This window comes from Bacillus sp. FSL M7-1020 (assembly GCF_038050415.1).
Classification (GTDB): Bacteria; Bacillota; Bacilli; order Bacillales; family Bacillaceae_G; genus Bacillus_A; species Bacillus_A toyonensis.
In genome coordinates, this window is sequence record NZ_JBBOTW010000001.1 from 4744450 (window position 1) to 4758224 (window position 13775).

11 protein-coding genes are annotated in these 13775 nt (G+C 36.2%); 7 read left to right on the top strand and 4 right to left on the bottom strand.

The genetic code is table 11. From position 1 onward, the window contains the following. Positions 1-11: 11 nt before the first annotated feature. Positions 12-1670 carry an L-lactate permease gene (lldP, locus tag MHB70_RS24515; RefSeq protein ID WP_001099311.1) on the bottom strand — a complete coding sequence of 553 codons (1659 nt, stop codon included), beginning with the start codon at positions 1668-1670 and terminating at the stop codon, positions 12-14. Positions 1671-1966: 296 nt separating this feature from the next. Between lldP and MHB70_RS24520 the strand changes: the two genes are divergently transcribed. After that, positions 1967-2284 carry a DUF4870 domain-containing protein gene (locus tag MHB70_RS24520; protein WP_001014094.1) on the top strand — a complete coding sequence of 106 codons (318 nt, stop codon included), beginning with the start codon at positions 1967-1969 and terminating at the stop codon, positions 2282-2284. 113 nt (positions 2285-2397) lie between these two features. On the opposite strand, the gene MHB70_RS24525 is transcribed toward MHB70_RS24520, so the two are convergent. Both MHB70_RS24525 and MHB70_RS24530 read right to left on the bottom strand, forming a co-directional pair. Continuing rightward, entirely contained in the window at positions 2398-2889 is a 492-nt protein-coding gene (locus MHB70_RS24525; RefSeq protein ID WP_001139015.1) for a metal-binding protein, read from the bottom strand. A 50-nt stretch (positions 2890-2939) separates the two neighbouring features. Beyond that, positions 2940-3305 (bottom strand): YkvA family protein, encoded by a 366-nt coding sequence (locus MHB70_RS24530; RefSeq protein ID WP_000810376.1) that lies wholly within the window; start codon positions 3303-3305, stop codon positions 2940-2942. 548 nt (positions 3306-3853) lie between these two features. On the opposite strand from MHB70_RS24530, the gene MHB70_RS24535 reads away from it, so the two are divergent. The 6 genes from MHB70_RS24535 (at position 3854) to MHB70_RS24560 (ending at position 13111) form a co-directional block, all read left to right on the top strand. Beyond that, the gene (locus MHB70_RS24535; protein ID WP_000665340.1) at positions 3854-5782 is read left to right on the top strand and encodes an LTA synthase family protein; all 1929 of its coding nucleotides are present in this window, start codon (positions 3854-3856) and stop codon (positions 5780-5782) included. A 588-nt stretch (positions 5783-6370) separates the two neighbouring features. Next, complete coding sequence (locus MHB70_RS24540) at positions 6371-7255, top strand: D-amino-acid transaminase (protein WP_002040014.1); 885 nt, start codon at positions 6371-6373, stop codon at positions 7253-7255. A 210-nt stretch (positions 7256-7465) separates the two neighbouring features. Continuing rightward, on the top strand, positions 7466-9217 hold the full coding sequence (locus tag MHB70_RS24545; RefSeq protein WP_061529512.1) for a C40 family peptidase: 1752 nt from the start codon (positions 7466-7468) through the stop codon (positions 9215-9217). Between the two features lie 365 nt (positions 9218-9582). Continuing rightward, the gene (locus MHB70_RS24550; RefSeq protein ID WP_001051016.1) at positions 9583-10794 is read left to right on the top strand and encodes a NupC/NupG family nucleoside CNT transporter; all 1212 of its coding nucleotides are present in this window, start codon (positions 9583-9585) and stop codon (positions 10792-10794) included. A 263-nt stretch (positions 10795-11057) separates the two neighbouring features. Continuing rightward, positions 11058-11813 carry a diguanylate cyclase domain-containing protein gene (locus MHB70_RS24555; RefSeq protein ID WP_000794326.1) on the top strand — a complete coding sequence of 252 codons (756 nt, stop codon included), beginning with the start codon at positions 11058-11060 and terminating at the stop codon, positions 11811-11813. Next, a complete protein-coding gene (locus MHB70_RS24560) occupies positions 11810-13111 on the top strand; it encodes a glycosyltransferase family 2 protein (protein WP_000988738.1) in 1302 nt (433 codons plus the stop codon). Before MHB70_RS24555 ends, MHB70_RS24560 begins: the two co-directional genes overlap by 4 nt. 146 nt (positions 13112-13257) lie before the next feature. On the opposite strand, the gene MHB70_RS24565 is transcribed toward MHB70_RS24560, so the two are convergent. Further along, a complete protein-coding gene (locus tag MHB70_RS24565) occupies positions 13258-13392 on the bottom strand; it encodes a hypothetical protein (RefSeq protein ID WP_000833064.1) in 135 nt (44 codons plus the stop codon). Between the last annotated feature and the right edge of the window lie 383 nt (positions 13393-13775).

The following is a 13775-nucleotide window of genomic DNA, read 5'->3' on the forward strand; positions in this document are numbered from 1 at the left end:
TCTTTTATTGTTTATGGAATCATCCACGTTAAATAATATGCCTGTACATACGTCATAATACCAACGATAATAACGAAGAACAAACTATGCTTCACTGTAAAACGGAACAAATCCGACTCTTTTCCGGCAAGTCCAACTGCAGCACAAGCAATTGCAATCGATTGCGGAGAAATCATCTTACCTGTTACACCACCTGTTGTATTTGCCGCAACGAGAAGTACTTCAGATACGCCAACTTGCTGCGCCGTAATTGCTTGTAAATTCGAGAACAGTGCGTTCGCTGACGTATCGGATCCTGTTAAGAATACACCAATCCAACCTAGGAATGGTGAGAAGAAAGGGAATAGTCCGCCAGTTCCTGCTAGCGCTAGCGCTAATGTAGAAGATAGACCAGAATAGTTTGCGATAAATGCGAATCCTAATACGAATCCGATAGATAGAATTGGCATCTTAAGTTCGTTTAACGTTTCTTTAAATGTCGCTACTGCATCTTTTGCACTCATTTTCAAAATAAAGATAGAAATAATACAAGCAATTAAAATTGCCGTTCCAGTCGCTGATAAAACATCTAATTTCAAAATTGCTTCATAAGGCGTTGGTTTATTTACTATCGGCTCTGCTTTCATTACTAAATTGTGTAAGCCTGGAACTTCAAACTTAAATACAAGACTTTCTAAAGCGCCTCCTGGAGCAAATAAAGATTTAAAGAAGCTTTGGCTCCAAACAACTACCATAACCGTTAAAATAATGAACGGAGACCATGCTTTCACTACTTTTCCTATTGTGAGTTTTGGCATAGATGTCGTCGTTGTTGCCGCTACTTCACTATTTGCTTGTTTAGATTGATAGATTTCTTTCGGCTGCCAAACTTTTAAGAACAGCGCTAAACTCACTAAACTTACAAGTGCTGACGTAATATCCGGAAGCTCCGGCCCTAGAAACGTTGCTGTAATAAACTGTGTAATTGCAAATGAACTACCTGCTACAAGTAACGCAGGCCACGTTTGTTTTACCCCTTTAAACCCATCCATTAAAAATACGATGAAGAACGGAACAAATAATGATAGAAACGGTAACTGATGTCCAGCCATTTGTCCGATTTTATGTGGATCAATACCCGTTACTTGTCCAGCAACTGTAATCGGAATTCCCATCGCTCCAAATGCTACCGGTGCAGTATTTGCGATTAAACAAAGACCAGCCGCATATAAAGGATTTAATCCGAGACCTGCTAGAAGCGCTGCCGTGATTGCTACTGGTGCACCGAATCCCGCAGCCCCTTCTAAAAATGCTCCGAATGAAAAACCAATTAAAATAACGAGTAAACGGTGATCATTTGTAATAGATAATACAGATGCACGAATGACATCGAATTGACCTGTTTTTACGGAAATTTTATACAAAAATACCGACATAATGATAATCCAAGCAATTGGCCATAGTCCGTATAAAAAACCGTATCCGGTTGCTGCCATCGCCATCGTAAACGGCATTTTATAAGCGAATAACGCTACTAAAATTGTAAGTACAACTGTAATAAATCCTGCCACATACCCCTTCATGCGGAAAACTGCTAAAGCTAAGAAAAAAAAGATGATTGGAATAAGTGCGACTGCTGCCGAAATCCAAATGTTACCGAACGGATCATAAACTTGTGTCCATGTGTTCATTGTTCTCTCCCCCTAAAGAATCCCCTTTTAAATAGAATAACCTCATCAATAGACTATCAGGTCATCATACCTTTAAGTCTAAAAATAAAAAACGTTCAAGAAAACGTTTTCATCTAATCCCATTTATACTTTATCACAGCGTTTTCCATAAAAAAAGATTTTTTTGAAAATTTTATTATTTAAAGAAAAAATCTTACAAAATCGTCACGTTCTTGTAATGTTCATCGATAGTAAGCTTGTAAAAATTACTGCATAATAATAGTATAACAACGGAAATTATTTATGAGGTGATATATATGAATGGAAACAAAATACTAGCTGCTTTATCATACTTTAGTGTACTATTTGCCCCTATCTTATTCCCAATCATCGTTTGGATTGTGGGGGATGCTGAAACAAAGCCACATGCAAAACGTGCTCTATGGACACATATCATTCCAAGTATCGCTACATTTATCGGCGTAGCTATTTTAGGAATTATGGGCATCGGATCGGACCAACCAGATGTAACACTTGGAATTGGAGCAATGATTGTCTTAGCTATTTGCGGAATCATCAGCTTATACTACTTCATCTGGAACATTGTAAAAGGAATTAAAGTGCTGAAAGCTTAATTTTAAACAAACGTTTGTTTAAAAAAGGACACTTGCAATTTGCAAGTGTCCTTTTCCCGATTAGTGTGAGCTAATAATTAGCGGGGGATGCCCCTACTGATTAAAGTTTCACTTTATCTTCTTCGTTTCTTCTTTTTTCTCATCATTTTCTTTCGGCGCGTATTCGTTTTATCCGCTATAATGTGAAGCGTGCTCGCCACAACAATTCCCATTAGGAACGTTTTAATTTCCACCTCATGTTTTTTCGCAATTTCTATTAAGTTCCCGTCCAGTGCTATTACATTTAATAGAAATAAAAACGGAGAAAATACGATTAACATGTATGCAATACGAATTACATCACCAAGTATAATCGTATGTGTAAGAAAGGAACGATGTGGCATTACTTTCTTATACGGATACCAAAATATACGCAGGAATCCCCATTTATTATACGCATTACTGTACGTATCTAAATCAGGTGTTAAAAATGAAGTACCTACTAAAAAGCCAATTGCAAAAGTTAATAAAAAATCAAAATTTGTTAATCCATACGAAAAGAGCAGAAACAAAACAACCGGAAGGGATATTAAGTTTATTTTCGTATGCGTTTTTCCTGATGGCATAATGCACTTCCTCGCTTACGTTCGCCCTGTCACTCTATGACAGTTCTCACCTATTGATCTAATTTCTGATCGATAAATGATGTGTCTATATCCGAACCAAACCATTCTGCCAACTTCACTCGTGCCTTATCTTTCACATCTTCATTGACATATAATGACGCCTGTATTAGTGCCGCCGTTAATGCCCCTAAATCGTCCGTATAACCAACTCCAGCAATGAAATCTGGGATGGCATCAATCGGTGCAATAAAATAAGCAAGTGCTCCAATTACAATAATTTTCACCCGCTTTGGAACATCAGGTCTTTGCAAAACGTAAAACAGTAATAAACTGGCATAAATGACCGACTGTCCGGCTTGCTTTGCAACATGTTTTACTTTTTTCCAAAACGCTTCAACTGAAAATTTTTGTTTCATGTAAAAGCCCCCCTATTTTTCAAAAGAAATAAGCTACAATATATTACCAGTAAAAGTTCATCAAAATTACACATAATCTATCAATGAATTTTTATTTTAACAAACAAACCTAAAAAGAACAAGTGTTCGTTAATTTTCATACCCTTTCCTTCATATAATAGTTTTCTAGACAAACCATTACATATTTCCATTTCTTATTTCTCAACCATGAAAATTTTCACTTTCACTTAACATTCTTCTCTATCTTTGTTATATTTTCTAGTTGACGGACATATAAACGAATGATAAAGTTTTCTCTGGTAGTGACAAAACACATACAAAAAATGTAAAATGTTATAGTGTTTCTCAGAAATGAATTTTGTTGTATAATACAGAAATGACGTTATACTTATGAGCAGCAAAAGAAACCAAAAAAGGGTATGCATAGTTAAAGTCGTATATGGGTGAATATAGAAGCTCTAATTATGGCAAAAGAAACTATGTATTTTTTATTTTAGCATTTTTCGCTCCAAAATCGACCAAGCCTGATAGAGAAAGGGTGGAAATGAATGAAAGAAACCTTGAAATCACAATTTCAAAATGTGCGTTTCACTTTATTCGTAGCTTTAGCCGTATGGCTGAAAACCTACATTATTACACGCACAAGCTTTGATTTAAAACTTGAATCTTTCATGCAAGAATTCATTTTATTCATTAGTCCATTAGCAGCATCATTACTGTTTGTGGGACTTGCATTATTTGCAAAAGGAAAAAAACGTAACTATATAGCACTTGGAATTAATTTTGTTTTAACGTTCATTCTTGTTGGTAACGTAATGTTCTACGGATTCTACAATGACTTCGTTACTTTACCAGTACTAGGGCAAACTTCTAACTTTGGAAGCTTAGGTTCTAGTGTGAAAGAATTATTTAACTACAAAATTATCCTTGCATTTGCGGATATTATCGTATTCTTCATCTTACTAAAGAAGAAGAAAAACTTTGCACCGACAGAGCGTGTAGCACGTCCGATGCGTTCTCTATACTTCGTGTCAACAGTTGCTATTTTCTTCGTAAACCTAGGGTTTGCAGAAGCTGAACGTCCAGAACTATTAACACGTTCATTCGACCGCGTTATGCTTGTTAAAAACTTAGGATTATATGTACACCAAGCATACGATCTTGGCTTACAAGCGAAGTCAAGTTCACAAAAGGCATTTGCAGACGGTAGTAAATTACAAGAAACAGAAAACTATGTGAAAACAACACAAAGTAAACCAGATCCAAATATGTTCGGTACTGCAAAAGGAAAAAACGTAATTGTTGTCTCTCTTGAGTCATTACAAACATTCTTAATTGGCGCAACAGTTAACGGACAAGAAGTTACACCATTCTTAAACCAATTTACGAAAGAAAGTTATTACTTTGATAACTTCTTCCATCAAACTGGGCAAGGTAAAACATCTGATGCTGAATTCTTAGTAGATACTTCTTTATATCCACTAGACCGTGGTGCTGTATTCTTCACACACGGTAACAACGAATACACAGCAACTCCAGAAATTTTACGTCAGCAAGGGTACCACACATCGGTATTCCACGCAAACAACGCAACATTCTGGAACCGTAACATTATGTATCCGGCACTTGGTTATGATCGTTACTACAACGAGCTTGACTACAAGATTACGCCAGAAACAAAATTAAATTGGGGATTAAAAGATATCGAATACTTCGATCAATCTATCGATATGTTAAAAGAAGTGAAGCAACCGTTCTACACTCGCTTCCTTACTTTAACAAACCATTACCCATTCACTTATGATGACAACACGAAATTAATCGATGAATATAATTCTGGTGATGGCGTGTTTGACCGTTACATGGTAACTGCTCGCTATTTAGACGAAGCAATGAAACATTTTATTGAGCGTCTAAAAGCAGAAGGCATTTACGACAACTCTGTGATCGTATTCTACGGTGATCACTATGGTATTTCTGAAAACCATAACCGTGCAATGGCACAGTTCTTAGGAAAAGAAGAAATTACTGCATTTGACCATATGAACTTACAAAAAACACCGATGTTTATTCACGTTCCAGGTCAAAAAGAAGGTAAAACAATTTCAAAACCAACTGGTGAAATTGATATTAAACCAACTATTCTAAACTTACTTGGTGTAGATTCTACGAATCAAATTCAATTTGGCCATGACGTATTCTCACCTGATAATAAAGGATTCGTTGTTCTTCGTGACGGTAGCTTCATTACAGATAAGTACATGTACACGAACAGTACATTCTACGACCGTGCTACTGGCGAAGTTGTACAATTACCGAAAGAAGAATCTCAACCACTCATTGATCGTGCCCAAAATGAATTGAACATGTCAGACAAACTCATTGAAGGTGACTTACTTCGCTTCTCTGAAAGTAACAAGATTAAAACTGGTGAAGTAAAAACAGCTATTAAAGAAGAAAAGAAGAGCGCTGAGTAATCTCAGCCTCTTTTTTATTTTCCGCTATCCTTCTTCTCCTATTCATTAACTTTAAAATTACATAACCTTTACCAAATATTCACACCACATTAACGAAACATCTCTATAATAAAATATGTAAACGAGGTTCTACATATTTCTTATCTCTCATCTTCAATAAGATCCCTTAAAGAAATATGCGAACCGTTTGTTTTCTACTTTCTTTTAATTGTCTTTTAAAGTGTTTTGTTCTCATGTACAAAACCTTCAATAAGATGATATCCCTATGAAAGATAGCTACCCTCCTTTTGCAGCATTCCATATGAATGTTGCTTTTTTTTATTTATAGGCAGGATTCTTATTTCTTATTTTCGAATTTGTATATACAAAATGCTATAAATCTCTATTACTTCCCTATTATTTACAAATACATATACGTCATATGTAGAGTATTGCTTACATAAAAATTACTATAGCGATTTTATGCCGCGTTAACTAGCAATAGGAATCCCACTTCAAAATTTGGCCGGATTCAAAAATCATATGGGTGGTCTAACCGTATAAGCTCGATTAATCAAAGTTTCACCTTACTTCAGTACTTACGAAAGGATGGGATGGAAATTGGCATATGAAAGATTTGTACTTTGGAATGATGCAGTTATTGATACAACAAAACAAAAAACATACATAGAACTAGAAGAAAGAGGCTTGCAATTTGGAGATGGTGTCTACGAGGTAATGCGGCTCTACAACGGAAACTTTCACTTATTAGATCCGCACATAACAAGACTATATCGCTCCCTAGAAGAAATAGAATTATCGCTCCCTTTCTCAAAAGCAGAGCTCATCACCTTACTGTACAAACTCATTGAAAGTAATAATTTCTACGAAGATGGAACCATTTATTTGCAAGTATCTCGCGGTGTACAAGCTCGTACTCATGCATTCTCATATGACATTCCCCCGACAATCTATGCCTATATCACAAAAAAGGAAAGACCGGCTTTATGGATTGAATATGGTGTACGTGCTATATCAGAACCAGATACTCGCTGGCTTCGCTGTGATATTAAATCATTAAATTTACTACCAAATGTATTAGCTGCTACGAAAGCTGAACGCAAAGGTTGTAAAGAAGCCCTTCTCGTACGAAATGGTATTGTAACTGAAGGTAGCCGTTCCAACTTCTTTTTAATTAAAAATGGAACACTCTACACACATCCAGCCAATCATCTTATTTTAAATGGAATTATTCGTCAGTATGTCCTTTCTTTAGCTAATACTCTTCACATTCCTGTACAAGAAGAACTTTTTAGCATTCGTGACGTTTACCAAGCTGATGAATGTTTCTTTACAGGAACAACGATTGAAATCTTACCGATGACTCACCTTGATGGAGCTGCGATTCGAGATGGTCAAGTTGGCCCCATTACAAAAACAATACAAAAATCCTTTTCTCAAAGCCTTTTAAAATCAAACACACCATCTTCTTAAATACGAATAATTACCATTTCCTATAATGTTAATATATGTATTTAAATCAAAATCAAGGTAGAAATTCATACCTTGATTTTTTCTTGTAATCTTTTTGTCACATTCAGTTTCCCGCATAAGTCTTGACAGTAATCGACATGCCTTTTAGAATTTTTAATAGTTGGTAAATTTTTCTTCACTACATTACAGACAGAAAGGAATCGACAAACTATGAAAAAATACCTTGCCGGTCTTGCCGCAGTGTCTGTAGCAGGAGGAGCAGCACCTACACTTGATAGTGTGCAAGCTGCCCCGGAACAAAATACACAAAAAGCTGCTACACAAACTGTACAAGCTTCTGCACCTAACACTTCATCTTACACGGTAAATGCTGATGTATTACATGTTCGTGCAGGATCAAGCACTTCTCAAGATATCATCTCTCGTGTTTATAACGGTCAATCATTAAACGTGATTGGCGAAGAAAATGGTTGGTTCAAAATTAACCATAATGGAAAAACTGGCTTTGTCAGTGGCGAATTTGTATCAAAAAAGGGAGCAACTAATTCCAATGTAAGTACAACAGGTGGAAAGAATAAAGTTACTGCCGATGTATTACGTGTACGTACAGCTCCTAACACTTCCAGTTCCGTTTCAGGACGTGTGTATGAAGGACAAACATTAAACGTAATTGGTCAAGAAAATGGTTGGGTGAAAATCAATCACAATGGACAAACTGGTTATGTTAGTGGTCAGTTCGTATCAGGCGTTTCTGCAAATACAGGAGCTACAAACGATACGAATCAACAAACTGTACAACCAGCAAGCGGAAACTATACAGTAAATGTATCTTCCCTTCGTGTTCGTACAGGCCCTAGCACTTCTCATACAACTGTAGCTTCTATTACAAAAGGACAAGTAGTACAAGTCGTTGGCGAAGTTCAAGATTGGTTCAAAATCAATTATGCAGGACAAGCTGCCTACATAAGTAAAGACTACGTAACAAAGGGCGGTTCTAACGAAAACGGTTCACAAGGCAACAATCAAAATAATAATCAAAACAATAACGTAACTGTTCAAACTGGTGGTACTTACGTTGTTAACGCAACGTCTCTACGTGTTCGTACAGGCCCTGCTGCTTACCATAGTGTAATTGGCGGCGTGTTAAATGGTACAACATTAAACGTAGTTGGATCTGAAGGTAGCTGGTTTAAAGTTAATTACCAAGGAAAAACTGGTTTTGTGAGTGGCGAGTTTGTAAAATTCGTTAAAGGTGGCACTGCTACTCCTGAACAACCGAAACAACCTGAAAAGCCTAACCAAGGTGCAATTGGTGATTACTACATTAATGCTTCTGCACTAAATGTACGTAGTGGCGAAGGTACAAATTATAGAATCATAGGGGCACTTTCGCAAGGACAGAAGGTGCAAGTAATCTCTGAAAACTCTGGATGGAGTAAAATTAACTACAATGGCCAAAATGGTTATATCGGAACACGTTTCCTATCTAAAACACCAGTTGGTGGTGCAGTAGATAAGCCTAACAACAACAATAATAATCAAAATAACAACAATCAAAACAACAACAATACAGGCAACAACAATACAGGCAACAACAGCGGTGACACTTCTTCTCTACTTGCATACGCGAAATCTATGCAAGGTGTACCATACGTTTGGGGCGGTACTTCTGCTAACGGTGTTGACTGCAGTGGTTACATCTACCACGTATTTAAGAAATTTGGTCATAACATTAGCCGTCAAAGTGTTGCGGGATATTGGAGCAGCTTACCGAAAACTTCAAGTCCACAACCAGGCGACTTAATTTATTTCCAAAACACTTATAAAGCAGGTCCTTCTCATATGGGAATTTACCTTGGGGGCGGATCATTTATCCAATCTGGAGATAAAGGGGTAGCAATCGCTTCATTAAGTAACTCTTATTGGAAGAGCCACTTCTTAGGTTATACGAAAGCACCTTAAGTTATAGTTTCAGAGCCTTCTAGATTACTAGAAGGCTCTTTTTTAAAGAACTCAATATAGTAATCCCCTTTCGTTCTCTCTCCACACAAAAATTATGCGTTCATTTTCCTATTTCGTACACTATATTCTATAAAAATCACTCAAAACGTTATCACAATGAATATATTCCCACAAAAAACATAACCTATTTCATGTCTATTCATTTCATATGTGTTTTTTTGAAGAATTTTCTTTTTATTTAAACTTTTCGTTAGACGTTTGACCTCCGATGTCCATTATGATAAGTTACTTAAGATGTTATATTCGCAAAAGTATAGACAACTGGTTTATACACTTTTTTACTATGAGGAAGGAGCATACACTGCATGAATCTTTTATGGGGAATTGGCGGCGTGATTGGAGTATTAGCAATTGCTTTTTTACTATCTTCCAACCGCAAAGCTATTAATTGGCGCACAATTTTAATCGCGCTAGCATTACAAATGTCATTTTCATTTATCGTATTACGCTGGGATGCTGGTAAAGCAGGTTTAAAACACGCTGCTGATGGTGTTCAAGGATTAATTAATTTTTCTTACGAGGGAATTAAGTTCGTTGCTGGGGATTTAGTCAACGCAAAAGGCCCTTGGGGATTTGTCTTCTTTATTCAAGCACTACTTCCAATTGTATTTATTAGTTCATTAGTAGCAATCTTATATCATTTCGGTATTATGCAGAAATTTGTTAGTGTCGTTGGTGGTGCATTAAGTAAACTTCTTGGAACTTCTAAAGCAGAAAGTTTAAACTCAGTAACAACTGTATTTTTAGGACAAACTGAGGCACCAATCTTAATCAAACCTTACTTAGCACGCTTAACAAATAGTGAGTTCTTCACTATTATGGTAAGTGGTATGACGGCTGTTGCCGGGTCAGTTCTTGTCGGCTATGCAGCGATGGGAATTCCGTTAGAACACTTATTAGCAGCAGCAATTATGGCAGCTCCATCAAGTTTATTAATTGCAAAACTAATTATGCCAGAAACAGAAGAAGTAGATAATAACGTTGAGCTTTCTACAGAACGTGAAGACGCAAACGTTATTGATGCAGCTGCACGTGGTGCATCTGAAGGTATGCAACTTGTTATTAACGTAGCAGCAATGTTAATGGCTTTCATCGCATTAATCGCTTTATTAAATGGATTATTAGGATGGGTTGGTTCTTGGTTCGATATTAAACTTAGCCTAGATTTAATCTTCGGTTACTTATTATCACCATTTGCAATCTTAATTGGGGTTTCTCCAGGTGAAGCTATACAAGCAGCAAGCTTTATCGGTCAAAAACTTGCAATCAACGAATTCGTTGCATATGCAAACTTAGGACCACATATGGCAGATTTCTCTGCAAAAACAAATCTGATTTTAACATTCGCAATCTGTGGATTCGCAAACTTCTCTTCTATTGCAATTCAATTAGGTGTAACTGGAACGTTAGCTCCTACTCGCCGTAAACAAATTGCACAATTAGGGATTAAAGCAGTTATCGCTGGTACACTAGCGAACTTCTTAAACGCAGCAGTTGCAGGTATGATGTTCCTATAAATTTATATCAACCCTCCTCTTTCCATAGAGGAGGGTTTTTTGTATGTGTAAATGTATTTTTTATATATACGAAATACTTTATGCTTAAATATCAAAACATTATGATACAATAATTAGTAAGTCTGTTTATTTTTTCTTGTGCAAGGGAGATACTACTTCATTTTGTTCTATTAAAAAAGAATTGCAGTTACATGGTCTAATTCTTATTAATTGCGCATACTACAAGTATCCTTGCCTGAATTACCTTTAAGGAGGAAAGTTTTGTGAAAAATAATTTCTATAAAGTCTTCTCTATGTGGATTTTACAAATTTTATTTTATTTTACAACTGTACATGTGACGCATTATGAGCATGCTCTCATTTTTACAATTATATATGTAATCGTTAATGTACTATTTCTATTTTTGCCTGATAAAACCGCATTTGTTTTCTTCATATTGGGAACCATTATTTCGGTATTCTATTTATTCTATCAAGCGTGGCTTTACTTATGGAGTACATCAGATCAATGGGAGTACATTATTACTCACTTCCTGATGGTAGCAAACTTCTTCATTGTTTATATCTCAACACATCTATTAAAGAAAGTTATTCATGAGAATAAAGAATTAACTGAGCGTGTGAGAACGCTAGAACAATACATTGGAGAATCAAAATTATTAACGAGACAAGAATTCGAAAGAAGACAAGCATTATTAATAACTGCAATGAATCGTCGCAATGAATCAGGTATTATCATATACTTCGATTTCGCTTCCTTTAGTAAATACACGAAAGAAAGCGTCATGGACCGTGTAGCTTCATTATTAGTTGAAACGGTAAGAAATGACTTTGACCTTGCTGCTGAATACGATAGCAATACACTGGTTATTTTACTACAAAACACAAATGAAGCCGGTGCTAACATTGTAATGAACCGCCTACAGCCAAAAATGGGGCAATGGCTTGCTGCTGAAGCAATTCAAGATATAAAAATTTCGCGAGAGCAAATCGGAAGTAAAGGACCGACATTATTATGATGACGCTTGTTATACTCCTTTTATTTCTTTTATTCTGTGTACTCGTTTTTTGGATTAGCATCGCATTTTCAATTAAATACGTACTTATTTTTACAGCCTTTCTATTCTCTGGCTTACTCGTTTATTATTCTTTCTTAACACTCGCAGGCTTAATTCACCGAAATAGTAAACGAAAAGATCGTACGCTAGAACATTATCCGAGCGTTGATATTTTAATACCCGCCCATAATGAAGGGGTCGTTATTAAAGATACATTAGAGGCGATGGCAAAGATTGAATATCCAGGCAAACTAACTGTTTATTTATTAAACGATAATTCTCAGGATGAAACACCTGAAATTGGTGATGACTTTGACAAAGCTTATGCTCATATCCGTCACATTCGTGTCCCGCCTGGTGAACCAAAAGGAAAATCACGTGTATTAAACTATGGGCTTAGTATTTCGAATGGTGAATATTTCTGCGTTTACGATGCGGACAATCAACCTGAACCACATGCTCTGCGAATGCTTGTCGAACATGCTGAAACAACCAAAGATGCCGTTGGGGCTGTTGGACACGTTCGTACAGTCAATGAAAACAGAAACTGGCTGACACGAATGATTTCACTAGAGTTTCAAATCTTCCAGCTCCTTATGCAATCTGGACGCTGGTTACTATTCCAAACAGGTTCACTAACAGGAACGAACATGCTTCTTCGTCGCTCTGCCTTAGAAGAGCTTGGTGGCTATGATCCTTATGCAATTGCAGAAGACGCTGAATTAACATTACGAATTACACAAAAAGGCTATCTCTTACCAATCGTTCCAGAATCGATTACATGGGAACAAGAACCTGAGCATTTAAAAATTCTTATTAAACAACGTACACGTTGGCTCCAAGGAAATCTCTATATTTTAGAAAAGATGTTTTCTTCATTAAGTTTCTTTAAAGGGAAACTTCTTGTCCATTCCTTACAGCAAGTGTTAGTGTATGTCGTATTTTGGCTATTTTTAATCATTTCAAACGTTTGGTTTGTCATTGGACTACTCGGGATATTCCAGATTCAATATAGTATTCCGTTACTATTTATGTGGTATGTTGCATATATTACATATGTTTCGCAATTATTTAGTGCCCAGAGCGTCGAACGAACCTTTACACCGACGAATATTTTTATTAGCGTCATCATGTACTTTACGTACGCACAGCTCTTCACGTATTTATTTATTCGCAGTCTAATCTTATACTTACGTGCAAAGAGCAAGAAACAAGTCATCGGCTGGGATAAAACCGTTCGATTCAAAAAAGATAAATAATAAAAATAAGCACAGAGCGCCGTATGCTCTGTGCTTATTTATTGCCGTATAAATTATATATCAGACAATACCCCTTAGCTGAAAGTAATTTCACGTCCATCCCCCAACGAACGATCGACCTTCATTTATATACGAAAAAGTGATTGCTATTTTTGTAGAACCAATTGCTTCTCTTGCTGATCTTTGCGCGTTTCAGTCTTAGGTTCCGTGCTTTCTTGCACATTTCGATGTGCCACACGTTTCAAACAAATATGCTTCCACTTTCTTTCGTAACGTTTCATTATTCTAGATGTCCCCCTTGAATGCGCTTTAAAACTATTTGAAATCGCTTACAGGAAATAATATAGCACATATACATAAAAGTGACAACACATTTCCGACATATTTTTGACAAAAATATGAATAGAATTCATAAAATATCGAATGTTGTCGAAAGTTATCATTTTTTCTTCGTATAAAAGGCATACTACTTATATAGTACAGTATTTTATTTCCCTGATTTGTATTTAAAATCTCTTCTATATAAAATGAAACTTTAATCAGTGGGGCTTTATTCATCCCCCACTTAACTTCTTTGCTTTTGCTGAATTTTGAGGTGGGTGTCTTACTGCCACAAATAGAGGGATAAAAAAGGGCTGATATGAAATCAGCCCTTTTCCTTCTA

What these genes read in the sequence shown, in the direction of transcription:
- lldP (WP_001099311.1), bottom strand. Translation starts at nt 1,670, where the DNA reads ATGAACACATGGACACAAGTTTATGATCCGTTCGGTAACATTTGGATT.
- MHB70_RS24520 (WP_001014094.1), top strand. Translation starts at nt 1,967, where the DNA reads ATGAATGGAAACAAAATACTAGCTGCTTTATCATACTTTAGTGTACTA.
- MHB70_RS24525 (WP_001139015.1), bottom strand. Translation starts at nt 2,889, where the DNA reads ATGCCATCAGGAAAAACGCATACGAAAATAAACTTAATATCCCTTCCG.
- MHB70_RS24530 (WP_000810376.1), bottom strand. Translation starts at nt 3,305, where the DNA reads ATGAAACAAAAATTTTCAGTTGAAGCGTTTTGGAAAAAAGTAAAACAT.
- MHB70_RS24535 (WP_000665340.1), top strand. Translation starts at nt 3,854, where the DNA reads ATGAAAGAAACCTTGAAATCACAATTTCAAAATGTGCGTTTCACTTTA.
- MHB70_RS24540 (WP_002040014.1), top strand. Translation starts at nt 6,371, where the DNA reads ATGGGATGGAAATTGGCATATGAAAGATTTGTACTTTGGAATGATGCA.
- MHB70_RS24545 (WP_061529512.1), top strand. Translation starts at nt 7,466, where the DNA reads ATGAAAAAATACCTTGCCGGTCTTGCCGCAGTGTCTGTAGCAGGAGGA.
- MHB70_RS24550 (WP_001051016.1), top strand. Translation starts at nt 9,583, where the DNA reads ATGAATCTTTTATGGGGAATTGGCGGCGTGATTGGAGTATTAGCAATT.
- MHB70_RS24560 (WP_000988738.1), top strand. Translation starts at nt 11,810, where the DNA reads ATGATGACGCTTGTTATACTCCTTTTATTTCTTTTATTCTGTGTACTC.
- MHB70_RS24565 (WP_000833064.1), bottom strand. Translation starts at nt 13,392, where the DNA reads ATGAAACGTTACGAAAGAAAGTGGAAGCATATTTGTTTGAAACGTGTG.